Consider the following 23284-nt stretch of genomic DNA (forward strand, 5'->3'; position numbering starts at 1 on the left):
GTCCCGATGAAGCTCACCCCCTTCGGCGAAGCAGTTCGCCACCTACGAATGCGATATGACGCATCGCTCAAAGCGATGGCAGAAGCAATGGAGATCAGCTCGTCGTATCTGAGCGGGATCGAATACGGTGACCGCCGCCTGTCTCAGAGGCACATCGACGGCGCGCTCGCCTTCTTCGACGGCGTCGCTACCGCTGACGAGCTGCACAAGCTGAGGGATGCCGCTGAGCAGTCCAAGGAGATGGTCAACATGAGTTCGCTGTCGCCTGATGCGCGGGGGCTTGTTGCGGCGTTTGCTAGACGGCTGCAAGAAGGCGCCGCTCCCACGCCGGAAATCGTGAGCTGGCTCGCTAAGAAAGGGGTCAAGAAATGACGACGATGGGAACCGCAGAAGGTGGCGCGCGCACTCCTTCCGGGATGAAGGTCGCGCCGATGAGCTACGAAAAGCTGGAGATCGTGGCCAATGATTTGCGCCCCCTGCTACCCAAGCTCTCCCAGGCCGGACGGTCGCCGTCTGCGATTGACTGTCTCCGAGTGCTGGAGCACATCCTTCCGAAGGCCGGCTACAACTACATGATCGTGGAAGCCGCCGAGCTTCAAGATTGCGCCGCTTTCACGATTCCCGAGGAACACATCGTGGTTCTGCGCGAGGACGTTTACGAAGGCCTGTTCAGCGATGGCGTTTTCTCGCGGAGCACGGTGGTTCATGAGCTGTCCCACATAGTGCTGAAGCACGCTGTGACGCTCCACCGCGGCGCCGTCCTGGGCCTGCATCAATTCTGCGAAGACTCCGAATGGCAGGCCAAAGCACTGACTGCGGCGGTCATGATGCCCGTGGACGTCTGCAGGGAAGCTCGATCAGCACATGAGCTTGCCCAGTTGTGCGGCACAAGCGCGCAGGCCGCTGGCTATCGCCTTGAGAACCTAGTCAAACGGGGCCTGATCCAGGCCAAGGTCGAAAGGGGACTTTTCGATGACCTGATCTAAAAGAGAGCCCGCGAAACGGTTGCAACGTTTGCGGGCTATCCGGGTGAGGTGAATCAGGGTCTACCTCATCCACCTGGGATCACCCAACGTCTTGGGGAAGACTTTGGAAGTGTATTCGTGCACTGGTCCCGGGCACAAGTCAAAACTCTGCGGCCTTCTTCACAGGAGGTAAGCATGCCTTACGCACGAGTGAAGAGCGTCTTCGTGACGGCCTACCACCGCTTCCGCTTCGGAAAGCGGGAATCGGTATGCCAACACTGGCGCTCACATCCGGGCCAGTTGACGCTGTTCTAGCAGCGCCGCTGGTTCTCAAGCAGCGTGGTCGCTCATGGCGACCACGCCCTGCGGCACGACCGCGCTTTGACACTTCCACATCATGTCTCTCATTTCCGCCAACGAACTTCTCTTCAAAGACTACAGCTGGACCAGCTACCGCGGCGACGACCCGCGGCTCACTGGCGCACCGGACTCGACCCTCCTGAACCGTCACGAGGGGTACGAGATGCTGTACTTCATCAACAGGTTTTGCGAGCGCCACAGTTGGACACCGCCGCCGGCGACGAAGGCTACCGCCCTGAAGGCGGAGCGATTGATCCGCCAACATCTCCCCGGTTCGGTCCGGTCACGGGCCAACATTGACCAGTGGCTGATTGAGAACTGGCGCCAGTACCAATAGGCAGAAGTCCGCTGCAATGCCGACGACCGGCCTAGACCGCGCCGATCGTCGGCACCTTCTACAGCTCAGCGGTCCAGAAAGGTGAGGTCCAAAATGTTCCTTCAGCCAATGCCAAAAACCCGTTTTGTTGGGCGAATCTCGCGACCAAAACTCACAGGCACCGGACAGCATGCAGGCGTACTGCTTCCTGATGGCACCGTCGCGCATAAGACCCCAGACGGGGCGGCAATCGTCAGCTTCGAAGAGTTTTCTGCCGGAAGACCAGTGAAGGCTGAGAAGGCGGCAGCGCCCGAATCACATCGTCAGCTTCTTCTACGGGCTCACGCGTCCATTGGTCGAGTCCCTCCATATCACCTTGGGCAGCGCAACTGCGAGCACTACGCCACATGGCTGATGGGCGAAGCGCCGCGGAGCGAGCAGGTCGACGGCCTGGCCACGCTAGGACTGCTTGGCGTTGTGTTGCTGGCGTGCTCCTCTTAGGCAAGCTGATACGCCGAGGGCACGTTGTCTGACGAGGCATCGCGGATGCACGGCAGAGGGGCTTGCAGAACCTTAGCCGCAGCCCTATCATCCGTCCATAAACTTTATTGATCAACAAACTAGACGCATCGTGAGCGACGCCGAATCCAAGTCCGTTCCAAGCCGCTGGGGCCCCGAGCGACGTCGAGAGTTCATCGATTTCCGCCTCCAGTGGGAGGGGCGCATTAATCGCGCGGAAATTGTCGACTTCTTCGGCATTTCCACGCAGCAGGCCTCGGCCGATCTGGCGAACTATGCAGAACTTGCTCCCGACAATTTGGAATACGACAAGAGCGCCAAGGTCTACCGAGCAACGTCGAACTTCAAGCCGGCGTTCCCGGTCAGCGATGCACGCCACTACCTCGGCCAGCTCGCCGATCTGCATCAAGGTACTGCTTCCCCAGCTAACACCTTTATCGGATGGGCGCCGCCCTGCGACGTGATTCACTACCCGGCGCGGCCTGTTCAGACGGGAACGCTGCTGCGCATGTTGGGCGCGATCCGCTACGGTGAAGAACTGCAGGTGACGTATCAGTCCATGCGACGCGCATCACCGTCGTCTTTGTGGATAGCTCCGCATGCCTTCGGAAGTGATGGTTTGCGTTGGCACGTCCGCGCGTGGAGCCAAGAGCACCAGGAATTCCGAGATTTCGTGCTTTCGCGGATCCATGCCATCAAGGGCGGCCGCAAGCGTGAGATCGATCCTGCAGCAGACGTGCTGTGGCAGAGCTACGTGGACATGATCGTCGTGCCGCGCACTGGTCTGACAGACGACCAACGCAAGGCTATCGAGATCGACTACGGCATGAAGCGTGGCCGGCTCGTCATCAACTGCAGGAAGGCACTGGTTTGGTACGCCTTGCGGCAGTTGCAGTTGGACCGCAGCGACGAAACGCCATTGCTCGAGCAACCGCTGGAGCTGGCCAACCAAGATGAACTTGGTGCCCTGATCGCTGCAGCCAAGAAACAGCCCATCGCGGCTGAGGCAAGTCAACCCAATGTTTAGGAGAGAGCCATGAGTGATATGAAACCTGTTCTCCACCACTTCTACGTGGACAACAAAGAGTACTCGACCGACAAGAATTTCCTGACGGGCCTCGAGATCAAAAACATTGCGGGCGTGCCCGGCAACTACCAGCTGTTCCTCGAGGAAGAAGGAGACAAGCCAGACCGCGCCATCTCCGACGGCGACACAGTGCCGATCGGCCGCAAGGAGCACTTCTTCGCCGTGCCGCCCGCAACCTTCGGCTGAGGTTCGACATGATCGAAGAACAATTCAACCGGCTCAGGGAACGAATCGCCGCCAAGAACCCCAACTCGGTCGTCACAAAGACCGACATGGGCAACGGCGGCTTCCTTATCACCGTGACTGAGGTCAACCTCGGTCAGGGCTGGAATCGTCCCACCGCGACCGTCTTGTTCGTCGCTCCGCCCGGCTACCCGAGCGCCGCGCCAGACTGCTTCTGGGTCCAGCCGGGCGGTCTGCGGCTGGAAGGTGGTGGAACACCGAACGCGTCGAATGACGGAAATCCGATTCCGGGCGATCCGCAGCTGGGTCGCCACACAACGTGGTTCTCCTGGCACGTCCAGGCCTGGAACCCCAATTCGGACACGCTGCTGGGCTACTACCAGCGCATCCTGGACCGACTGCTGCCTGCGCGATGAGAACCGAGCTCAGCATCGCTCAAGCCGATGTCGAAACGCTGCGCCAGCAGTTACTGGGCGTCGACTTCGAGCGCTGCGCCGTGCTGTTGGCAGCAAAGAGCACCCGCAGTGATGGCCGGACTCGCATGCTGGTGCGTGAGGTGATCTTTCCGGATCCGAAGGAGTACACCAGCCAGAGCGCGCTTGACGCCGAGCTTAGCCCGCTCTTCGTGGCCCAGGTGGCGAAGCGCGCGGCCAAGGACAAGCTCGCGCTGGTCTTTGTGCACACCCACCTTGACGACGGCGTGCCCGACTTTTCGCGCGTCGACGACCGCGGCGAGCAGCCGCTACGGACGTTTCTCGAAAACCGCGGCATCGATGGGCCTCACGCCGCGCTGGTCATCAGCGAAGGTGGTATGCGCGCCCGCCTGCTGGGTGCGCAAGAAGAACTTCGCGTCGTCTCGGTCGGTTCCAAGCGTCGCATCGAGTTCGACCCCGACCTCGACGACTCGGCTACATCGGCGACGTTTGACCGTCAGGTCCGTGCCTTCGGTGTGGCTGGCCAGAAGCAGCTGGAAAAACTGACCGTCGCGATTGTGGGGCTTGGCGGCACGGGCTCGATCATGGCGCAGCAGTTGGTCCATCTCGGCATCCGAAACTTCATCTTGATCGACCACGACAGCATCGAGGAAACAAATCTGAACCGCGTGGTTGGGTCTGCTCGGTCAGACCTGGGCGCCAATAAGGCCGAGGTCGCTGCGCGATACGTCAACGGATTCAGCAGCCAGGTCCGTGCCGACGTAGTTGCCGGCGACGTGTCCCGCGACTCTGTGGCTCGCCGCCTTGTCGAGGCTGACGTGATCATGTGCTGCACCGACTCGCATGGGAGCCGCTCTGTCATCCAGCAGGTGAGCTATCAGTATTTGATCCCGTGCATCGACATGGGCTCCACCATCATCCAGGAAAAGGGCGAGGTAACGGGCATCTTCGGGCGCGTGCAACTTCTCGCGCCTGGCCTGCCGTGCCTGTGGTGTAGCGGCCTGCTCGATGCCGCGGAAGTTCGCCGCGACATGATGAATGAAGCCGAGCGTAGGCTTGACCCGTACATCGTAGGCAGCCGTGAGCCAGCACCCTCTGTCATTTCGCTGAACGGCACAGTCGTCTCGCTCGCCGTCACGATGCTCCTGGGTCTCACTGTCGGCGCACCGATCGACGCCACGCGGCTCATGTACAACGCACGCATCCCCGCGCTCCGCGCCGTACATGGCGAGCCGAAGGTCGACTGCTTCATCTGCTCCAGGAAGGGTGCCTTGGCCTGGGGCGATCACCGCCGCTTGTTCACAAGACTGGACTGATATGGCCATTCCACTGTTCGGGAAAGTGATCGATCGAAAGCGGGTCGGCTTCGTCGGTGAAATGCCGGTCGACGCCGTCAAAGCCCTCAAAGAACGTGGGTACGAGTCTTATGCCTTGATAGCCGAGGAGCTGCATGCCGATGGCGTTCTAGACACGACCGGATCCATCGTGCTCACCCAATCGGCCACGGACCTGCAGGGGATCCGCAAATTACTGCTGAGGTTTGCCGACGCGTTGATCCATGACTGCCGGATCTACGTCAGGCACGCCGATGACCCGGTCGCCGATGGCAAGACTGCGCTGCTGCATATTCTTGGCACGCTTGGGCTGCCTGCCTCGGGTTTTCGGGAAGATGAGCGAATCCATCTGCTTGAACCGCCAGGAGATGAAAGCGTCCCTGTTTATGCGCCGTTTGTGCACATTGTGGAGGTGCCCGGCGACGGCGTCGCACTGGCGAACACTATCACCGCCAACCCGCCAGGCCATCCGCCCAACAAGCACCTCAAGATCGAGGTCATCGATGAGGACGGGAAAGCTGAGACGCTAAGTTCTGAGCGAGAGCTGCTCGTGCAACGAGCGTTCTGGAACTGCAAGCTCGTTCGGCTGTTCGCGAAAACCGATGGGTTATCCCCCGCAGCCGCGTACGAAGGCTTCGCATACCACGGCGAGAACATCGTTGCGGGGGAATGGCCGTACCGTGTCATGGTGAAGATCGGACCTCGTCGTGATGTGGCGCGGGAGTACTACAAGTACCGGAACATCTTTCTTGAGAACGTTCCTTTCCACCTCGGGCCGCGGCTCAGGGTTGACCGGTGTGTTCTCGGACGGTCGTGCGGCGTCATCGTCAGCGACTTTGTTGCGAACGCGCAGACAATTCGCGACGTAGCGCGCAAAGGCCGAGGCGTCGCAGCCATCGCAAGCTTGTTCAACGTCACCCTGGTGGCATGGCGCAGAGCCGCAAAGCCCAATCGAGACTTGAAGCTCAATGAGTTTCTCGCGGACACGGTGCTGGCAGAGAGAACTATCCCAGCGCACCGGCAAGCACGGATGGCAAATTTTGGTAGCAAGCTGCCGCTAAGCCACCTTGTGCAGGCGATTCGAGAGGCCGACATCGGTGACGAAGTGCTAACTGGCACGGTGCACGGCGACCTGCATGCGACGAACGTACTCGTGCGTATGCACGACGCTGTCATCATTGACCTCGAACGAATCGAGCAAGGTTGGCCGCTGCTGTTCGATACGGCCTCGCTCGAGGCCGGACTCTTTATCGATGGTTTCATCAAAGACAAGAGATCGCCGAAAGCAATTCTGACGTCCGTCACACGGTTGTTCGAGGCCCAAGCGTTTGATCACGACGATCACCACTGCGATCCAACCGACCCGTCAGCATGGTTCTTTGAGTGCGCCCGCCAAATCCGTATGCAGGCGATTCAGATGGAGCGGTCGCAGTATCAGTACGCCTGGGTTCTGGCTGCACTCTTCATCAAGAAGGCGTGCCAAGAGAAGAACTTCGCGGAAGGCAAAAGGGTTGCCTTCCGCGCGGCACCGCGGAACGAAAGGGTCGGTCGTGAAGCGATCCGCCAGCTTGCGTATGTGATCGGCGAGAAGATCGTGTCCAGTTTGACAGCGTCGAAGGAGACTCTCCGGTGAGGCGAAGCAAGATTTCTCTGAAAGCGGAAGTGTCCTCGCGCGGCGGCGTCAGCGATTTGCTGAAGGAGCCTGGCGATGCAGTGCTGATACAGCGCGGGGTTCCCCGTTGGCTGATGCTTAAGTGCCCGTGCGGTTGCGGCGAGGAAATTCCAGTGAACCTCGACGCGCGGGCCGGCAAGGCTTGGCGTCTCTACCGCAGCAAGACCGGCCTGACCTTGTTCCCGTCCGTCTGGCGAGACACCGGCTGCGAAGCCCATTTCATCATCTGGCGCGACCAGATCGTGACCTTCGGTGGCGGCCAGGCATCGAACAACTCGCCAGCGCTAACACTCGACGTTAGCGATCTAGCCAGGAGGACCCTAGCCGCTTGGCCAGGGGGTGACTTCATCTCGTACGTTGATGTCGCCGACCAGCTTGGAGAGATTCCCTGGGACGTACAGGAGGCCTGCTACCGCCTGGTTGAAAAGGGTCTGATGGTGGCAGGTAAGGGAAGCAACCGCGGCTCGTTCCGCAAGGTCTAGTCGCTATCAAGGAGCAGCAAATGAACATCAAATCGATCGTCAACTACATGTGCGCGGCCATCCTTGCACTTTTGAGTGCGGCAGCCACGGCAAGCCCGCTGTACAAGTTTGAGCTCAGTGGTTCTTACACGGCGACATGGGAAATGACGATGACCGTCGCGCCAAACGATTCGTTCGCCAGCCAGCAGTTCACGATTTGGAACGTCGTTGGCGCCTTCGAGAACGCCAGCACGTCGAAGGTGGACCTCACGTTCTTCAATAGTGCTGAAGGTGGCGGCCTCAACATCTACGACTTTGCGGCGAATGTGAATCTACTGTCGACCGACGGACCACAGCTCTACACCGGTACCGAAGGCTCCCCCGTCTTCACGACGGGCACATTCGCACTCACGCAGTTCCAGGGCATTGGGCAGTACGCACTGGTAGTGTCAGAAGTCGCATCTGTACCCGAACCGGCAAGCCTATCGCTGATGCTGTGCGGTTTGCTGGGGGCAGCAGGCGCGTCCTGCAGGAAGCGGCGCGACCCGATGGCCTAATTTGCGAGCCTTGACCCGAAGCGATGGACTTGGTGGCAAAGCTGTTCACCATAACCAGTGCGCAAGAAGGAAACCAGAACTTGCAACAGCTGACGCTCAATGGCGAGCGCGGGAGAGGTCCGTGGGTGTGCCAGGATTGCCTGGCGGACTCGATCCTGAGGCAACTCTTCGCCGATCCGATGGAAGCCCATCAGTGCGACGTTTGCGGTTCCGAGAAAACGAACGTGCTGACCGTGGAGCGCATTGCCAGCTTTATCCGAAAAGGCCTGGAGGACCACTTCGAGCTCGACGAAGGTCTGTACCCGGGCTACGAGCTTTCGCTGCAGGCGGTGGTCCAGCAAGCGATCGGTTGTGAATCGGGCAGCATCTGTCGAGCTATTGCCGACCAGTTGGAAGACGCGGATGCCGACGAGGACGATTTCTACTTCCCCGGACAGACCTACTTCCTGGCCGCCAGTCCTTTTGACGACGAAGCGCATGAGCGGTGGTATGTCACGGGCGAGTGGCACCAGCTCGCGATGGAGTTAGGCCACGACCGCCGCTTCTTCAATGAGCGGGCGCGGCAGTTCTTTGAATCGTTGATCAACGAAGCCTTGGAGGCGCGCGACGAACAGCGGCAAGATGCTCCGGCCGTTGTCACGGCACTCCCGGCCGGAACATCCTTCTACCGGGCCCGGCGCGCCGGTGGCCCCACGGAGGCCAAGAAGTTCGCGGCCAATCCCATTGAAGAGATGGGGGCGCCTCCCAAGGAAAGGGCTGCCAACAACCGCATGAGCGCTTCAGGCGTTCCGCTGTTGTATGTCTCCGCCGGCGCTGATACGGCCATTGCAGAAATCCGGCCCGCCATCGGTGACACGGTTGCAGTGGGACGCTTCGTATCGACCGCGCCACTCCAGTTCTTTGATTTCACGGCGCTCAGCCGTCGTCTGCAACATACGCGGCTGAGCTTCTTTGACCCGCGGCACTTGGAACGTGAACAGCATCGCAAGCTGTTGCAATACCTCCACGATGAGATCGCGCGTCCCGTCGGCGCAACCGATGTGGAGTACGTGATGACGCAGGCTCTGGCCGAACTCATCCGCTACGACAAGCCGGGCGCGTTTGACGGCATCTCGTTCCGCTCTGTCCAGCACGAGGGGGGCGTGAATTTCGTGTTGTTTGGCAAGCAGGACCACCTCCTGCGCGCGATGCGCAGTCCCGAATGGCGGCCGGAGTTTGACGTTGCAATCGACAGCTCGGACGTCACGTTTCGCAAGATCGAGGGCGTCGCCTACCGCCACACGGTCGCGCCTCGTACGGATTGACGAGGTCGAAGGAGTCGGAGAACAAAGTTTCGAACCCGTCAGCCAGTAGAGCCAAGGCCATCTGGCAAGCTATAAGTAGCGGCAATGTTTCGAACTCTTGACGCTCGGGACGGGTCGTCGCGGCGGATGTTGAAGGTCAATGTGTCGAACTGATGTTCCCGCACAAAACACTTAGCGCCCTGTCGAGCCGGTGGAGCAGCTACAAGAGGGTGTGTATAAAGTGTCGAAACCTACTGGAACCGGGCTGCTGCGGGCCGGAAATCTCGACCATGTAGGCCTTGCCTTTGGTGAGATAGACCTTGACGCCGAGGTCCTCAAAGACCACGGTCTTCGTGGCCGATTCCACTTTGACAACATGCGGCGTCCCGAGCCGAAGGACTTCCTCCTCAGTGGCGCCGCCTTCAATACCCGCAATTGCCTCCCAGCACTTCGCCGACGTGCAATAGACGCCGAGCGACTTCACCTGGCCGTTTGCGCCGAACGTCACGGTGAGCCTAGCTGGATCGCCGGAGGCTTCGTAGGACCATTCCAGATAGTCTTCAATTCGCTTGCCAGCGGGCATGCGATTCACGTCATCGGGTTCTGCATTGACCGAATAAACAAGCTGGAAACGCTGAGCCTCTGGAGAGTCGAGCGTTTTCGGGTCAATGACGTGGCTTGGTGTGCCCAGGCGATAGAGAACCTCATCACGTGCGTCAGCGAGCTTGACTCCTCGAAGTTCAGTCAAGCTGCCTCGGAATTGCGTGTACCGGCTATCAAGGTAGACAAAGGCGGCGATGAACAAGCTGACCAAGAGCAGGACGGCGAAGGGCTTGATTCTGAAAGATCGCAACACCGCTCAGTCCTTGGCCACATGTACGTGGATGATGGACTTCTCGCTCAGATCGAACTCACATACCGCCAGCTTGAAGCCCGTGTAGCCTCCATAGCTGTTCTTGCCGTTCACTTGCGCCGCATACCTGATGACCGAGCTGCCATCCATCTTGAAGGACGTGCCCTGACCCAGCCGCACAACATCCTTGATTTGAATGCTGTCGGGGTCTTTCCACAGCACGCCGCCCTTCAGCATCTGGATGCACTGCTGCTTGCGTTTCTCCAGTTCCTCGCCTTTCGGCGCTGGACCGACTGATGCCACGCCCACATTGACCGCTTGTGCCGCCTTGGCCGTCCCAGGGCAAGCGGTCTCCTGATAGGTCACGGTGCCATTTGCGTCAACGCACTTGTTCACCGCGTACGCGTTCATGGCGAGCACAAATGCCGCGGTGCCGACAGCTATTTTCTTCATAAGCCTCTCTCCCTGGTCGAGATGGTAGCCATCCGCGGCCCGGACTTTCCGCGAGCCCTGTTGGTCGACAAAGAGCGGCATGCCGGAGTTGATCGCTCCCGGAATGCAGGAACAAGGCGAAACGGAGCCCGCTATGGGCGCCTACCTACAAGCGGTGGTTGCAGGGCTATGCCCGCATGGCTGACACTGGCCGGTGGGGGGGCAGCGCGTGGCAAGTAGCAAGGGTCCGAAGAAGTTCACGCCGGATATCGAGGCGTTCATCGTCAGTTTCGCCGCGGACATCCGCGATGGCGCGGCCGCAATCTTTGCCGGGGCGGGGCTATCGGTCGAAAGCGGCTTCGTGAACTGGTCAGCGTTGCTGCGCGACATTGCCCACGAGCTTGGGCTCGACGTCGATCGCGAAACCAACCTGGTCGCGGTGGCGCAGTACCACCTCAATGAGCGTCGCAACCGCAGCCGGATCAACCAGAAGATCGTCGACGAGTTCAGCGCCGGCCACTCCATCAATGAAAGCCACGAGATCCTGGCGAGGCTGCCGATCGCGACGTACTGGACCACCAACTACGACGCGATGCTTGAGACCGCGCTCGCGGCAACCGGCAAGATTGTCGACGTCAAACATTCCGTGCCGCAGCTGAAGACCGTCAAGCGCGGGCGTTCGGTCATCCTCTACAAGATGCACGGTGACGCGTCGGACCCGGACAACGCGGTGCTGACGAAGGACGACTATGAAGGGTACTTTCGCGACCGGGAACCGTTCGTGGCGGCGCTGTCGGGCGACCTCGTCGCAAAAACGATGCTGTTCCTCGGCTTCAGCTTCACCGATCCGAACATCGACTATGTGCTGAGCCGCGTGCGAGTCGTGCTGCGCAGCGCCCCGAAGCAGCATTACTGCATCCTGAGGCGTGAGCAGCGCCGCACGGGCGAGAAGGTTGAGAACTTTCACTATCGTCAGCGCCAGCAGGACTATTTCGTGAAGGACCTGGCGCGTGTGGGCATTCACGCGCTGATGGTCGATGAGTATGGCGATGTGAAGCGCATCCTGCGGGCTGTCGAGGAGCGCTACCGCAACCGCAGCGTCTTCATCGCGGGCAGCGCCGCCGAATTTGATCCGTGGGACACGGACACGGCGAATCGCTTTCTCGAATCGCTTGCCAAGGCGCTCATCGGCAAGGGCATGGACATAGTCACCGGCTTCGGCCTCGGCGTCGGTCCTCCGATCATCGCAGGCGCCTACGGCGAGATCCTGCTTCACCCCGGCGCGCGCAGCTTGTCGCAGCTGCAGGCGCATCCGTTTCCGGCGGACACCGGCACCGCCCCTGCCCGGCTCGCGCTCTACCAGCAGCACCGCGAGCGGATGATCGGCGCGGCGGGCGTCATCGTCCTTGTCTTCGGCAACAAGCGGGACGGATCGGGTGCGCTGGTGCCGGCCGACGGCATGCGCGCCGAGCTGGAGATCGCGCGGGCGATGGGGCTGCACGTGATCGCTGCTGGCGCTACAGGCTGGGTGGCGAAGGAGATCGCGGCGGCGCTGTCGCCGCCGCCCGGCGCCACCGAGAGCTACAGGAAGGCCTTCCTGGCCGCCAACGACCCGAAGAGCAAGCCCGACCAGATCGTGCGGGCTATCGTGTCGATGATTGAGGAGTTCGCGAAATCAACTACTGCGGGCGGCCGTCCGCCTGCTAAGCGAGGGAAGTGACATGGCACGGAGAGTCTTCTTTAGTTTCCATTACGAGCGTGATGTGCGCCGCATCGTGCAGGTCCGTAATTCTTGGGTGGTCAGGCCCGGAGACGATGCGCAGCCCTTCTACGACAAGGCGGAGTTTGAGGAGGCGAAGAAACGCGCCGGCGGCATTGAGCAGTGGATCGAGGAGCAGTTGAAAGGCTGCTCCGTCACGGTGGTGCTCTTCGGGGCCGAGACCTACGAGCGCGACTGGGTCAAGCACGAGATCCTGCGCAGCTATCAACTCGGCAAGGGAATGCTTGCCATCGACCTCCAGGGCGTCAAGGACCCGCAGAAGGGAGTCGACGTACAGGGTCGCAATCCGCTTCTGCACTGGCAGGCCAACAATGTTCCGTTCACGCAGCTCTACAAGACCTATAGCTGGGTTCGCGACGACGGTTATCACAACATGCCGGCTTGGATTGAGGCTGCTGCCAAGACCGCAGGACGGTAGCGGTCGCCCTTGCCAACCGATTCGCGTCTGCTACACGGCAGAGCCGTGTTGAGCCGCCAGATCGAAACTTTGACATCTAGCGTAGTCTTGGAGCGAAGCTCAGTTTCGAACTGAAGGTCAATGCACTCTGCCCCTCCGGCCACGCCATCTGCAACGTGGCGTGCAGAGCCAGCTTATCGGGCATGACACTTTGACGATCAGCATGCTAGAGATAAGACTGCCGATAGGACTTTCTATCAAGCAGTCCCGTGGTCTTCTCCGCTCCTGGCGTTGAACTGGGCGACTGTGTCCTGCCATTCTTCCCAACCGCTGTCTTTGACTTCGACAGCGCAGAGAAATTCCAGCTCGAACCGCTTGGCCAGAGCCTCGCGCCTGAGCCGGGCTCGCTCTTCGACACGCTCGGCTTGAGCCTTGAACCGTCGAGGCATCTTCTCCAGCAGAGCCGCGAAGCCAACAGGTTTGTTGGGCTTCACAGCACCATCCTGCGAGGATCCATTTCGGTGCCTTCCCAAACTTCCTCGTCGGGTTTCGGGACAATGATGCGTCGGGCAGCCTCAGCTTCCCAAGCTCTAAGCTGGCTGACGGTGACGTGCATCAGGCCGGCGCTGGCCAGGCGGAATGGATCGGTAGAGGGCGGGGTTGTTTGGGCTGTCATGGCGGCTCCTGTTTCGATGACGCCAGTCTCCAAGTCAGCCGGCCGAGGGGGTATCGCCCTTTGGGGGCATCGAGGGGGGATGAGCCGATGCCTATCCCCCTCGCATCCCCCAAAAGGGGGAGGCTCCTCGCACAAATCCCCATTCAGGGCGATGGTCTGAACTTGGTGCGATCGAGACACTGACGACCGTCGAAAGCAGTCAACCCGGAGCCACCATGACAGCCATTGCCACCGTTGCCGCCCACCGCGCCATCCAGTTCCCTGGCCTCTTCACGCGCTCCGTCGACAAGATCCAACCGATCCAGCGCAATGTGCAGCGGACCTATGCCAACGAGGTCCGCGACAGCATCCTGCGCTGCACTCGCCAGATGGCCGGCGCGCACTCCCATAACCGGCGAGTGAAATTTCTTTCCGGCGTTGAGGTGCGCGAGATCAGCATGGCGGACTGGGTCAAGGCCAACGAGGAGTACCAGCCCGTCTGGTTCGGCTGAACTTCCGACGGCCGTAAACGCTCAGGAAACAGACAACGCCATGTCGCCAGAAGTCACCCGTCGTTGGAGTGGTTCGCGGACTCCGTGTTCTCGTCAGAGGCAGGGTCATCCTTGGCTCCAGGCGCAGGCAGGTTCGGTTTCTTTTCAGACCGCTGAGCGCCTCCTTGCTTGTTGTCGCTTTGGCCTGCGGCATCCGAGTCCACCGGATAGACCTGGCGTCTGCCAGGCTGAGGTTGAATCGGCTCATTTGCCATGCGGCCTCCAAAAGGCAAGTGGAAGCCCGGTTCGGCAATCGGCGCTCCTCCTGGCGCACGCAACCAGCTGGACAGCCTGTCCTAGAAGGGTACGTCCAGCAGTTCCACACCCAAGGCGTCAAGCAGCCGCTGTGAAAGGCCAGGGGCGCCGCAGTCGGAGACGTGCACGACAAGCCGACGCCACAACTCCCGAGGCCTGTAAGGCACGCCCAACGGTGGACTGCTGTAGAGGTAGCGCATCGGCTTGCCCGACTCGTCGACCATCACCGCCAGGTCAAAGTCGCCCCCACGGACCACACTGAGCGCGGCCTCGTTCACGTGCGTGTCGTCGTATTTCATCTGAACTCCGGTGCGCCCTGGCTGACCCAAGCGGGCTCGACGTTTGATTGCTGCTGCGATGCCCGCCTGATCTTCCCTATAGACGGTGGGAACCGCGCCTTGGCTCGGGCCTCCTGTTCATCGACAGGATCCCGAACGGGGTCGCACCACCACACCTGAGGAACAGGCTTGGGGCTCTTGGCGCAGAAGCCGTGGTCCTCGTAGCCCAACACCATGATTTGGCCGTCACGGATCTTGACCCGGGCCCGGTCGAGCTGGCGCCAACGCAGCTCAGGGCCGCCGCGGATGCCGAGCAGGGAGGCCGTCATGGGTCGGCGCTCGCCGTCCTCCGCCCAGCCGCGCATCACCGTCACCCACAGGCGTCCCCGCACAGGGTCGAGCGATTCAAGGTGTTGCTGTGGCAGCTTGCGCCCGTGCTGCCTCGTCTGAATTGCGTCCACCCACATGATGCCTGTTGCCCTCCTTCGGTTCGTGGCGGTTGAAGACTGTAGATATGTACAGTATTCTGACACCTCGCAACCGCTCTTGGAGCCGCTCATGGCAACCGACACATCCTGGCGCACGCTGTGGGAAATCAGAGAGCACAGCAAGCCGCTTCCGACGGCGTGGCACCGCTGCGGCTGGTGCATTCAATTCGAGTACGACGCTATCGACAACGAAGGCACGCCGGGATGGGTGCTCGGCGACGCGGAGATCTCAGAGAGCCGCGTCCTTGAGTTGTCCGAGGAGATGGGCGAGGAGGCATTCCGCGCGTTTGGTGGCGAACTGCATCGGCAGGCCAAGGAACTTTGGGCCGAACTCGGCTACACCAATGAATCCTCGCGGCGTAGCGCCATCCTGAGCGTCGACGACTGGCGACGGCAGTGGGTTCTCGATGTTGAAGAAGGTGCGCTAGCCCAGGCGGTGCACTCCTCCGGCCTAGGCATCACGATCTTTCCGGCGAAGGAAGCGGAGGATCGACATATCTGGCGTTCGATGGTTTCGGCTGACTATGAAGACGAGCGCCAACGGCTATTGTTTGAGCTTGGCCCCGAAGCCATGGCTGTGCTGGAAGCTCGGCTCTGCGAGGAGGCCTTGCGGCTTTGGCGCGAGTGTGGCCACGAGGATGATGGCCACTTTCAAGAAGGGCGGCTGTATGGCCCGCTGCCATGCAAGGTCGTGTCTTGGCGCTCGCAGTGGAAGGTGGGCGAGGACGAAGGCCTCGGGCTGCCGGATGCGTTGCACGCCAGCGGGCTCGCAATCAGCTACGTCTACACCGATGTCGATGAGGATCAAATGGGCTGGGTCGCCACGACGCCCAAGCCGTTCGCGGCTCGTGAGGCAGAGCTGCGCGCGGTGCTCGGTGACAGTGGAGTGAACCGGCTTTACAAGGAAGCTCGCCAGCTCTGGACTGAGCTGGGTTACCGCGATAACTCACCGGTGAAGCTGTAGGTCTAGCAGGCTCATCCTGTGAGCTGCCGTCTGGCCAACATTGCGCCATGACTGAAGCCTCCGAACACATCACCCCGCTCTCATCCACTCACGTCGATAACGGCATCCTGGGCCGCGTGCCTAGTGAGCACGTCGGAAGGCCCCAATGCTCGTTGCCCGATGCGGCACTGGTTCCTGACAATGAGGTTCGCGTTGAGGTGGACGCCGGCTGGCTCGGCCGCGTGCGGCTGACCTTCAGGAAGTACCGGTACACCCGCCCCAAGGGCAAGTTCTCGGCTGTGGCCTGGAGTTGCCGCCATGCGGAGCCGGTCGAACCCGACGCCCATGGCGCGGCTGAGGAAAACTGAGGACTCTCCGTACTTGGATGTAGGCTCGGCCGCGTTGACCTAGCCCATCCGGACAACCATGTGCTCCAACTACGAGCCCGTCACCAGGACGACCGCCTGATGGCGCACTTCGGTGTGTCCAGGCCGTCCGACGTTGAGCCGCCCGAGTCAGCGTTCCCCGGGCTGAAGGCCTTCTTCATCCGCGCTGAGGACAAGGCGGATCCTGACCGCCGCCAACAAGGGGAAGCCGTCCAACCGGTGATCTTGCGTGCGCTGGTTAAGCCGGGAGCGCCTTATCAGGCTGGGATAATGCCCAGGTCGCGTCAAAGGCTCCCATGACACCGTCCGAATTGCTGCTCGATCAACCGGCCCTCCCGGGAATGTGCCCCGTGACCGATGCGGTGGACGCGCTGGCCCGTAAGTCGGGCATCGAGGAGCGAGGCGCAATTTTCACTCGCCCGGAAGTGGTTGAGTTCATCCTCGACTTGGTCGGCTACGCACCAACCTCAGCCTTGTATCGCAAGACACTGTTGGAGCCGTCCTGCGGTCAGGGGGAATTCCTGATGGCCGCAGTTTCTCGTCTGCTGACTTCAGCGGCCGCGGCACGCAAGCGCGGGGTCAAGGTTCCCCCGCTGGACGACTGCATTAGGGCCGTCGAGCTCCATGTCGACACGCTCAAGCGTACCCGGGCGGGGCTGCTGGCGTTGATGAGGGAACGCGGAGTTGACGAGGCCGAAGCGGCGCAGCTCGCGGGCAAGTGGCTGATCCAAGGTGACTTTCTTCTGGAGCCGCTGCCCAAGGGCTTCGACTTCGTGATCGGCAACCCGCCCTACGTGCGGCAGGAGCTTATTCCGGAAGCGCTGCTCCGCGAATACCGCCGCCGCTATGCGACCCTTTACGACCGCGCCGATCTCTATATCCCTTTTATCGAGCGCAGCCTTGGCCTCCTAAACGATGGCGGGAAGTTCTCGTTCATCTGCGCCGATCGCTGGACGAAGAACAGGTATGGCGGCCCACTGCGCGCGATGGTGGCGCGCGACTTCCACTTGCAGGCCTACGTGGACATGGTCGACACGCCGGCATTCCACGTCGAGGTGGTCGCCTACCCTTCCATCACCATGATTGAAAAGGCGGCGCCCGGCCCAACGCTGGTAGCCGCCAGACCGCAGGTGGAGCCCAGGTATCTTCGGGACTTGGCCAAGGCCCTACGCGGCGACGTGAACGAGCTGCCGGCGACAGTGCACAAGCTCGACGACGTCACGAAGGGCGATGAGCCGTGGGTGCTTCAATTCTCAGACGCCCGAGAGCTGATACGGCGTATCGAACGTGACTTCCCGGCCCTGGAGGAGACCGGCTGCAAGGTGGGCATCGGCGTGGCGACTGGAGCCGACCGCGTCTACGTCGCCAAGTTCGACGAACTCGACATCGAACCGAGCCGCAAGCTTCCGCTAGCGATGACGCGCGACATCCTCACTGGCTATGTGGCGTGGCGGGGTTATGGCGTCGTAAACCCGTTCACCGATGAGGGGCCGCTTGTCGATCTCAAAGACTTCCCCAAGCTCGCTGCCTATCTCCAAGCACACAAGCCCGCGATCGCTGGCCGGCACGTGGCCAAGCGCGACGAGAAGCGTTGGTATCGCACGATCGACCGCATCACACCCTCGCTCGCCAGCCGACCGAAGCTGCTCATCCCGGACATTAAGGGCGAGGCCCAAGTCGTCTACGAAGAGGGGAAGCTTTATCCGCACCACAACCTCTACTACGTGGTTTCGGATACATGGGAATTGAAGGCGCTGCAAGGCGTCTTGCTGTCGAGCCTGACGCGGCTTTTTATCGCAACCTATTCGACGAAGATGCGAGGCGGCTTCCTACGGTTTCAGGCCCAGTATCTTCGTCGCATCAGGCTCCCCAGGTGGGAAAGCGTACCGAGCGCCCTGCGCTCGAAGCTCGCCAAGGCCGCGGAGGCGCTTGATGTCTTCGCGTGCGATGAGGCGGTGTCGGAGCTTTATGGGCTGACGCCGGACGAGAAGAAGATCATCACAGGGAGTTGAGCGATGGCGCTCGAGTTGGCGAACTACAAAGAACAGGCACGCGACGCGGTCAAGGCATTCTGGGGAAACCGGGAGGCAGCGCGGCGCAAGCAAGCCGAGACGGGAAACATCGACGCCGGCACGCGCGGCGCCGTCACGGCGGGGAAGAACCTCGACGGTTTCGTGGCGTTGATCCAAAGCCTCGTGAAGGCCAACGGCCTCGGACACGCGGAGATCCACATCAGCAAGGGCTTGGTGGTGCTACCAGGCTACTTCCGACCGACCAAGCAATGGGACTTGCTGGTGATGAACGGAAGACGCCTCGTCGCGGCGCTCGAGTTCAAGTCCATGGTGGGTAGCTTTGGCAACAACTACAACAACCGCACTGAGGAGGCTATAGGCACGGCGCATTGCCTGTGGACGGCCTACCGCGATGGGGCGCTCGGCGCCGAGCCTCAGCCGTTCCTTGGCTGGCTGATGGTGGTCGAGGACGCACCGGGCTCGCGAGCGCCTGTGCGCAATGACGAGCCGCATTTCAAGGTCTTTCCCGAGTTCAAGGAGGCCTCCTACTTGAAGCGCTACGACTTGCTGTGCCAGAAGCTGGTCAAGGAGAAGCTTTACTCGGCGACGGCGCTACTGGCGACGCCGGCCTCAGCTGCGACGACAGGTGAGTACCGAGATCTCTCGGCCCTCTCGAGCCTCGACAATTTCGTAACCTCGTTCGCTGGACACGTCGCCGCGGAAGCCGCGCGATCGCCAGCTCCGGTCAAGTCGGTGAACAGCAGTCTCTTCTAAATTGGTCGTTGGCCTCGACAAAGTGGTGATGCGCTGTGAACGGCGCCGCGAACTTGAGCGCGCATCATCAATTTTTCGCGTCCTTTGGATGCCTCCACAGAGTGTGGTGCAGGGCGCCGCATCTGCGCCACCTTGGAGCCGAGTAGCGTGACTGTCAACGTAGATGGATATGAGGACTGCGTGCGGCTGGCCGTCCGCGGATTTTGGACGGAGCGCGCCGAGGCAGCTGCGAAGGCCAAGGCAAAGAAGCAGGCGGCGGCGCTAGCTGCGGCGAATGGCGGCATGCCGACAACATCGCAGGAAGGTAAGCGAGCGACCGTGATCTCCGGCCAGCATCTGAGAGGGTTCGAGGAGCTGATTCGGCTGATCACGCGCACCAACGGATTGCCGAACGCGGAGATCATGGTGGGCTCGCAGCTCGTCACCTTGCCGGGCTTCTTCCGCCCGACCAAGCGTTGGGATGTCCTGGTCATGAACGGCAACCGCCTCCTTGCGGCGTTCGAGTTCAAGTCGCAGGTGGGCAGTATTTCGAACAACTACAACAATCGAACCGAAGAGGCGATCGGCTCCGCTCACTGCCTCGCGACCGCCGCGTACAAAGGCGCCCTGGGCGCCGACCTCATGCCGCCGTTCCTTGGATGGCTGATGATCGTGGACGACTCGAACGAATCGAACCATGTTCCCGACATCGCCGAGACGGACTTCAATGTCTTTCCCGAATTCGAAGGCACCTCGTATCTCGATAGGTATGACCTGTTCTGCCAGCGGCTGATTTCGGAAAAGCTCTATGACGTCGCGGCTGTGATCGCAACTCCCGAGACCGGTGGCGGCATCGACGGCCGGTTCATCGACGTCGCGCAAGTCCGATGCGAAAGGGCGAGTCCGGGATCTAAGACGCACTTGGGGCTGTTGCACTTCGTGGCCGCTTTCGCTGGACGCGTAGCTATCGAAGCTGCTCAGAATCCGAGTCCGCCGCCTAGGCCTCCGCGCCAGTCCCAGATCAAGGCGGCGATGGAGAAGGCCGCGAAAGAAGCCGAGAAGGCCAAGAAGAAAGTCGATAGGGCAACCAAGAAGGCGGAGCAGGACATTGCCAAGGCGGCGAAGGCGGCTGTCGCAGCCCGATCACAGCCTGACCTATTTTGATTCGTATGCGTGGCGTCACGGCCCTCTGATGTGCCGACGGCGTCATGACCACGATCGGCTGATTCTGCGCACCCGAGATGGGGCGCATCAGGCAGCGCTCATGTAGAGGCGTACCTGCTGATCGGTGATTCACGTACCTGGCACTGGATCGACCTCTTCCCGAGGCATGAATCCGCCAGTCTGAATCCCTCCAACTCGGCACTGCCGGCGGATCGGAGCCGATCACGGCTACGCCGTCATCGGCTCCGATCCGCCGGCCATCATGAATGTCGTTCAACCGGACAAGATGATTGTCGTCACCCAGCAAAACCTACAAGTTGGCCGGGATAGCTCAACGCTGGCTAAATACGCCGCCGACGGCTGGACCAAGAGCCCGTCCCTGAAGCAAGCGAAATGGGGCCTTGAACTCGCGCATGAGTGGAGAAGCCAGCGCCGACTGACCAGGTTCCCCTGGCAGGTGATCAATGGCAGCGCTTGCGGAGTGAGCGTCTAGCGACGCCTTCTTGACCCTGGCTCAGTCTTTTCGGTCGGCGCCAACACTCCTGGGTCTGGTGCAGCGCCGGGACGGCGCCGCTGGTAATTCGACGGTACTGCGCAGCAACCTGGCGGTGCGCGAACGCAAGAAGGGTGCGGCGCCCGGTTGCCGAGCGCAACTGGCTACTTTGATACACGGCCGCGAGACGGTCTCGACAAAGGCTTGGCTCTTTTTGGCGCCATAAGCACGGGCTGCTCGAATAGCGCCGCAGGCGCAACGTCCAATGCGGCCGCCAGCACGAGCAAAGCATCGAAGGTGGGATTCGCCGCCCCGGTTTCAAGGCGAGACATGTAGGTTCGAAAAAATCCTGTGCGATCTGCCAACTCTTCTTGCGTCAAGTCGCGAGCAACGCGTAACTCTTTAAGGCGCAGTCCGAAGGCAACGCGGGGAGTAGGTTTTTTCACAGCTTCATGCTGCTTTTTGTACACTAGCTCATACACACACCAATTCGTACATTTGAAGATGAGCGTTTGATGCTTAGAAACATGCAGCCGAGTCGGTGGCTGCTCACAGGAGCAAGCGATGAACATCTCTCCGATCAACGCCGAATCCCAACGCGAGCCGCTCTGCCGCTCGTACGTCTGCGCTGTATTCGATGTGCTCAGGCTACAGATTCAGAGTGAAGCCGGTCCGCGTCCCGTGCAACTGCTCTGGGCCGTTGGTGTCCTGTCGGACCATCTGCCGCACTACCTGGGCACCTGGCTCCTGCACGATCCTGAAGGTGCGTGGCGCGCCATCGCCGACGATCTGCACGACCGCGGCATCGACCGACTCCGCATCGTGTTCGCACCCGACCCGGTCGAAGCCCAAGCCGATTTGGCGCGGCACTACCGCAACCTCACCGTACTGCCAACGCCCGTCGAAGCCGTGATCGACTCGACCTTGTCCGGCCATGGCCAGTACATGAAGCGGGCGCTGGAAGTGGCGAACCCTCTGAGTCTTCGCCTGAAGCGAGCCGTGGCTCGCCACGGGCCCTTCGCCGAGGCGGCTGCCGCCGCAGAGCTTCTGCGTCGATCCGCCAGCAGCTACATCTACGCCAGCTGGACGGACCACCTTGAACCACCCATGCGCGTCCGGTGCGCGACGGCCTCCTGGCCGCCGGCTGCTACGGACGGCTGACCAGCCTCTCCGCGCGGTCTGAAACCCATGAACATCAAGAAGACCCTGGCCAGCATCCGGGCTGCCCTGCTGCGCCGCGGGAACTCGGCGCAGGACGCCGAGGACCTGATCCAGGAAGCCTGGGTGCGCCTGGCCGGATACCAGGGCGAACAGGTGGTGGAGCAGCCCGAGGCCTTCATGATGCGTACTGCGCTGAATCTCTCCATCGATGCTCACCGGGCCCGGATGACGCGGGGCGACGAAGTGCTCGTGGAGGAAGCGGTCATCATCGATCTCGCGCCCACGGCCGAGGATGCGATGCTCGCCAAGGAGCGCCTCGCGCGGCTCAGCGAGGGCCTTAGCCGGTTGAGCGAGACAACCCGGGCCATCCTGCTGGCCCATCGCCTGGACGGCCTGACCTATGGCGAGATCGCTCGGGCACGAGGCGTGAGCATCACCACCGTGCATTCGCACATAGCCAAGGCCACTCTCCAGCTCACCAGTTGGATGCAAGGCTGGTAGCGGTGCCAGCAGAGGGAGCGTCCGGGGTGCCGCGGACAGCGAGAACGACGCAACCGCAGCCGCTTGTCACGCCGGAGATCGCTGCCGAAGCTGCCGTCAGGGTGGCGCGCCTGCACGGGCCCGACCGGTCACCCGCCGTGGACCGCGCCTGCCTTGCGTGGCAGGTGCGCTCGGTGGTGCACCGCCTGGCCTTCGAGCGCTGTACCGACACCTGGCAGGACGTCCGAGGCGTCACCCTCAGCGGGTACGCCGCAGCCGTCGGTGCGGCGCGCCGTGCTGGCCTGTGCGGCGCTGGCCAGCGTCGCCTTGGTGGTGTGGCGGCCTTGGTCGTCTGACGACGCTTTTGAGACGGGCGTCGGTGAGCAGCGCGCTGTCATGCTGCCGGATGGCACCGCGTGACGCTGAACACGGCGACGCTTGTGCGCGTGACTTTGACCCACGCGAAACGCACCGTCCAGGTGAGTCGCGGCGAAGCCTTGTTCGAGATCGCCAAGGACGCAACTCGGCCATTCGTCGTGCAGGTGGCCGACGCGAACGTGACAGCCACTGGTACGACGTTCCTGGTTCGAGGCACGCCGCAGGCTCGCGACGAGGCATTCGGCGTCACGCTGATTGAAGGCCAGGTGATCGTGCGCCGATCCGGCGGCGCTGCGAATGGCCGCCAGGACGAGCAATTCGTGATGGCGCCGGGAGAGCGTCTGCCTGGCGGGAACGCAGGCAATCTGCCGGGCTTGCGGCTGGACCGGCCCAAGATCGAGAACCTCACCGCATGGAAGCGCGGGGAGGTGGTCCTTGACGACGTCCCGATGGCGGACGCGGTTGCAGAGATGAACCGCTACAGCAACCTGCCCGTCGGCATCGCCGACTTGGAAGTGATCGGCGCCTTGCGCGTCAGCGGCGTCATGCGCGCGGGTGACAGCGAGGCATTCGCGCACGCCGTTGCCAGCCTTCATGGCCTGAGCGTGCGAACAACTGGCGGCCGCATCGAGCTTCACGCCAAATAGGCGGACG

General features: G+C 61.6%; 32 protein-coding genes. 25 read left to right on the forward strand and 7 right to left on the reverse strand.

The window, feature by feature from the left end; genetic code table 11:
- Positions 1-6: 6 nt before the first annotated feature.
- From ASC95_RS10120 to ASC95_RS10170, 12 genes are all read left to right on the forward strand, one after another.
- Positions 7-372, forward strand: coding sequence for a helix-turn-helix transcriptional regulator (locus tag ASC95_RS10120; protein ID WP_157256069.1), 366 nt, complete (start codon positions 7-9; stop codon positions 370-372).
- Between the two features lie 5 nt (positions 373-377).
- On the forward strand, positions 378-986 hold the full coding sequence (locus tag ASC95_RS10125; RefSeq protein ID WP_235537879.1) for an ImmA/IrrE family metallo-endopeptidase: 609 nt from the start codon (positions 378-380) through the stop codon (positions 984-986).
- A 376-nt stretch (positions 987-1362) separates the two neighbouring features.
- Positions 1363-1662: a hypothetical protein gene (locus ASC95_RS10130; protein ID WP_057297603.1), complete on the forward strand. Its 300-nt coding sequence runs from the start codon at positions 1363-1365 to the stop codon at positions 1660-1662.
- 108 nt (positions 1663-1770) lie between these two features.
- A complete protein-coding gene (locus ASC95_RS29880; protein ID WP_157256309.1) occupies positions 1771-2142 on the forward strand; it encodes a lecithin retinol acyltransferase family protein in 372 nt (123 codons plus the stop codon).
- A 130-nt stretch (positions 2143-2272) separates the two neighbouring features.
- Positions 2273-3187: a WYL domain-containing protein gene (locus ASC95_RS10135; protein WP_057297604.1), complete on the forward strand. Its 915-nt coding sequence runs from the start codon at positions 2273-2275 to the stop codon at positions 3185-3187.
- A 9-nt stretch (positions 3188-3196) separates the two neighbouring features.
- Positions 3197-3433 (forward strand): multiubiquitin domain-containing protein, encoded by a 237-nt coding sequence (locus tag ASC95_RS10140; protein WP_082567670.1) that lies wholly within the window; start codon positions 3197-3199, stop codon positions 3431-3433.
- Positions 3434-3441: 8 nt separating this feature from the next.
- Positions 3442-3846 carry an E2/UBC family protein gene (locus ASC95_RS10145; protein WP_057297606.1) on the forward strand — a complete coding sequence of 135 codons (405 nt, stop codon included), beginning with the start codon at positions 3442-3444 and terminating at the stop codon, positions 3844-3846.
- A complete protein-coding gene (locus tag ASC95_RS10150; protein WP_057297607.1) occupies positions 3843-5180 on the forward strand; it encodes a ThiF family adenylyltransferase in 1338 nt (445 codons plus the stop codon). The genes ASC95_RS10145 and ASC95_RS10150 overlap by 4 nt, the downstream gene beginning before the upstream one ends.
- A gap of 1 nt (position 5181) precedes the next feature.
- Positions 5182-6831: a phosphotransferase gene (locus ASC95_RS10155; RefSeq protein WP_057297608.1), complete on the forward strand. Its 1650-nt coding sequence runs from the start codon at positions 5182-5184 to the stop codon at positions 6829-6831.
- Complete coding sequence (locus ASC95_RS10160; protein ID WP_157256073.1) at positions 6828-7352, forward strand: DUF6527 family protein; 525 nt, start codon at positions 6828-6830, stop codon at positions 7350-7352. Before ASC95_RS10155 ends, ASC95_RS10160 begins: the two co-directional genes overlap by 4 nt.
- Positions 7353-7372: 20 nt before the next feature.
- The gene (locus tag ASC95_RS10165) at positions 7373-7888 is read left to right on the forward strand and encodes a PEP-CTERM sorting domain-containing protein (protein WP_057297610.1); all 516 of its coding nucleotides are present in this window, start codon (positions 7373-7375) and stop codon (positions 7886-7888) included.
- Positions 7889-7920: 32 nt separating this feature from the next.
- Positions 7921-9192: an RES family NAD+ phosphorylase gene (locus tag ASC95_RS10170; RefSeq protein WP_235537880.1), complete on the forward strand. Its 1272-nt coding sequence runs from the start codon at positions 7921-7923 to the stop codon at positions 9190-9192.
- A gap of 199 nt (positions 9193-9391) precedes the next feature.
- Here the strand turns inward: ASC95_RS10170 and ASC95_RS10175 are convergent, their stop codons facing one another.
- A complete protein-coding gene (locus ASC95_RS10175; protein WP_235537881.1) occupies positions 9392-9976 on the reverse strand; it encodes a hypothetical protein in 585 nt (194 codons plus the stop codon).
- A gap of 54 nt (positions 9977-10030) precedes the next feature.
- Positions 10031-10558, reverse strand: coding sequence for a DUF4124 domain-containing protein (locus tag ASC95_RS10180; RefSeq protein ID WP_082567671.1), 528 nt, complete (start codon positions 10556-10558; stop codon positions 10031-10033).
- Between the two features lie 127 nt (positions 10559-10685).
- On the opposite strand from ASC95_RS10180, the gene ASC95_RS10185 reads away from it, so the two are divergent.
- Positions 10686-12176 (forward strand): SIR2 family protein, encoded by a 1491-nt coding sequence (locus ASC95_RS10185; RefSeq protein WP_057297614.1) that lies wholly within the window; start codon positions 10686-10688, stop codon positions 12174-12176.
- A gap of 1 nt (position 12177) precedes the next feature.
- Positions 12178-12654 (forward strand): TIR domain-containing protein, encoded by a 477-nt coding sequence (locus ASC95_RS10190; protein ID WP_057297615.1) that lies wholly within the window; start codon positions 12178-12180, stop codon positions 12652-12654.
- A gap of 236 nt (positions 12655-12890) precedes the next feature.
- On the opposite strand, the gene ASC95_RS10195 is transcribed toward ASC95_RS10190, so the two are convergent.
- Positions 12891-13127, reverse strand: a complete 237-nt coding sequence (locus tag ASC95_RS10195) for a hypothetical protein (RefSeq protein WP_057297616.1) — start codon at positions 13125-13127, stop codon at positions 12891-12893.
- Positions 13124-13309: a hypothetical protein gene (locus ASC95_RS30520; RefSeq protein WP_157256079.1), complete on the reverse strand. Its 186-nt coding sequence runs from the start codon at positions 13307-13309 to the stop codon at positions 13124-13126. Before ASC95_RS30520 ends, ASC95_RS10195 begins: the two co-directional genes overlap by 4 nt.
- A gap of 215 nt (positions 13310-13524) precedes the next feature.
- On the opposite strand from ASC95_RS30520, the gene ASC95_RS10200 reads away from it, so the two are divergent.
- The gene (locus tag ASC95_RS10200; RefSeq protein ID WP_057297617.1) at positions 13525-13800 is read left to right on the forward strand and encodes a hypothetical protein; all 276 of its coding nucleotides are present in this window, start codon (positions 13525-13527) and stop codon (positions 13798-13800) included.
- 335 nt (positions 13801-14135) lie between these two features.
- Here the strand turns inward: ASC95_RS10200 and ASC95_RS10205 are convergent, their stop codons facing one another.
- Positions 14136-14393 (reverse strand): hypothetical protein, encoded by a 258-nt coding sequence (locus tag ASC95_RS10205; RefSeq protein ID WP_057297618.1) that lies wholly within the window; start codon positions 14391-14393, stop codon positions 14136-14138.
- Positions 14390-14839: a hypothetical protein gene (locus tag ASC95_RS10210; RefSeq protein ID WP_057297619.1), complete on the reverse strand. Its 450-nt coding sequence runs from the start codon at positions 14837-14839 to the stop codon at positions 14390-14392. Before ASC95_RS10210 ends, ASC95_RS10205 begins: the two co-directional genes overlap by 4 nt.
- 91 nt (positions 14840-14930) lie before the next feature.
- On the opposite strand from ASC95_RS10210, the gene ASC95_RS10215 reads away from it, so the two are divergent.
- The 6 genes from ASC95_RS10215 to ASC95_RS10240 all read left to right on the forward strand — a co-directional run bounded on the left by ASC95_RS10215 (position 14931) and on the right by ASC95_RS10240 (position 20611).
- Entirely contained in the window at positions 14931-15824 is an 894-nt protein-coding gene (locus ASC95_RS10215; RefSeq protein WP_157256081.1) for a hypothetical protein, read from the forward strand.
- Positions 15825-15871: 47 nt separating this feature from the next.
- On the forward strand, positions 15872-16171 hold the full coding sequence (locus ASC95_RS30525) for a hypothetical protein (RefSeq protein ID WP_157256083.1): 300 nt from the start codon (positions 15872-15874) through the stop codon (positions 16169-16171).
- A gap of 314 nt (positions 16172-16485) precedes the next feature.
- A complete protein-coding gene (locus ASC95_RS10225; protein WP_082567672.1) occupies positions 16486-18201 on the forward strand; it encodes a TaqI-like C-terminal specificity domain-containing protein in 1716 nt (571 codons plus the stop codon).
- Positions 18202-18204: 3 nt separating this feature from the next.
- Positions 18205-18975, forward strand: coding sequence for a PaeR7I family type II restriction endonuclease (locus tag ASC95_RS10230; RefSeq protein ID WP_057297622.1), 771 nt, complete (start codon positions 18205-18207; stop codon positions 18973-18975).
- Positions 18976-19122: 147 nt separating this feature from the next.
- A complete protein-coding gene (locus tag ASC95_RS10235) occupies positions 19123-20118 on the forward strand; it encodes a PaeR7I family type II restriction endonuclease (RefSeq protein ID WP_082567785.1) in 996 nt (331 codons plus the stop codon).
- Between the two features lie 262 nt (positions 20119-20380).
- Positions 20381-20611, forward strand: a complete 231-nt coding sequence (locus ASC95_RS10240; RefSeq protein WP_157256085.1) for a hypothetical protein — start codon at positions 20381-20383, stop codon at positions 20609-20611.
- Positions 20612-20775: 164 nt separating this feature from the next.
- Here ASC95_RS10240 and ASC95_RS29885 read toward each other — a convergent pair whose 3' ends face one another.
- Positions 20776-21183, reverse strand: a complete 408-nt coding sequence (locus ASC95_RS29885; RefSeq protein WP_082567786.1) for a helix-turn-helix domain-containing protein — start codon at positions 21181-21183, stop codon at positions 20776-20778.
- On the opposite strand from ASC95_RS29885, the gene ASC95_RS10245 reads away from it, so the two are divergent.
- Genes ASC95_RS10245 through ASC95_RS31830 form a run of 4 tightly spaced genes read left to right on the forward strand, consistent with a single transcriptional unit; the run spans position 21176 to position 23277 of the window.
- Positions 21176-21772, forward strand: coding sequence for a hypothetical protein (locus tag ASC95_RS10245; RefSeq protein ID WP_057297625.1), 597 nt, complete (start codon positions 21176-21178; stop codon positions 21770-21772). The two genes, ASC95_RS29885 and ASC95_RS10245, sit on opposite strands and share 8 nt — an antisense overlap.
- Before the next feature lie 27 nt (positions 21773-21799).
- Complete coding sequence (locus tag ASC95_RS10250; protein WP_057297626.1) at positions 21800-22273, forward strand: RNA polymerase sigma factor; 474 nt, start codon at positions 21800-21802, stop codon at positions 22271-22273.
- 26 nt (positions 22274-22299) lie between these two features.
- On the forward strand, positions 22300-22608 hold the full coding sequence (locus ASC95_RS32475; RefSeq protein ID WP_369820603.1) for a DUF4880 domain-containing protein: 309 nt from the start codon (positions 22300-22302) through the stop codon (positions 22606-22608).
- 60 nt (positions 22609-22668) lie between these two features.
- Complete coding sequence (locus tag ASC95_RS31830) at positions 22669-23277, forward strand: FecR family protein (protein ID WP_057297627.1); 609 nt, start codon at positions 22669-22671, stop codon at positions 23275-23277.
- Positions 23278-23284: the final 7 nt, after the last annotated feature.

The sequence above is a fragment of the Pelomonas sp. Root1217 genome, from assembly GCF_001425705.1.
GTDB lineage: Bacteria > Pseudomonadota > Gammaproteobacteria > Burkholderiales > Burkholderiaceae_C > Pelomonas.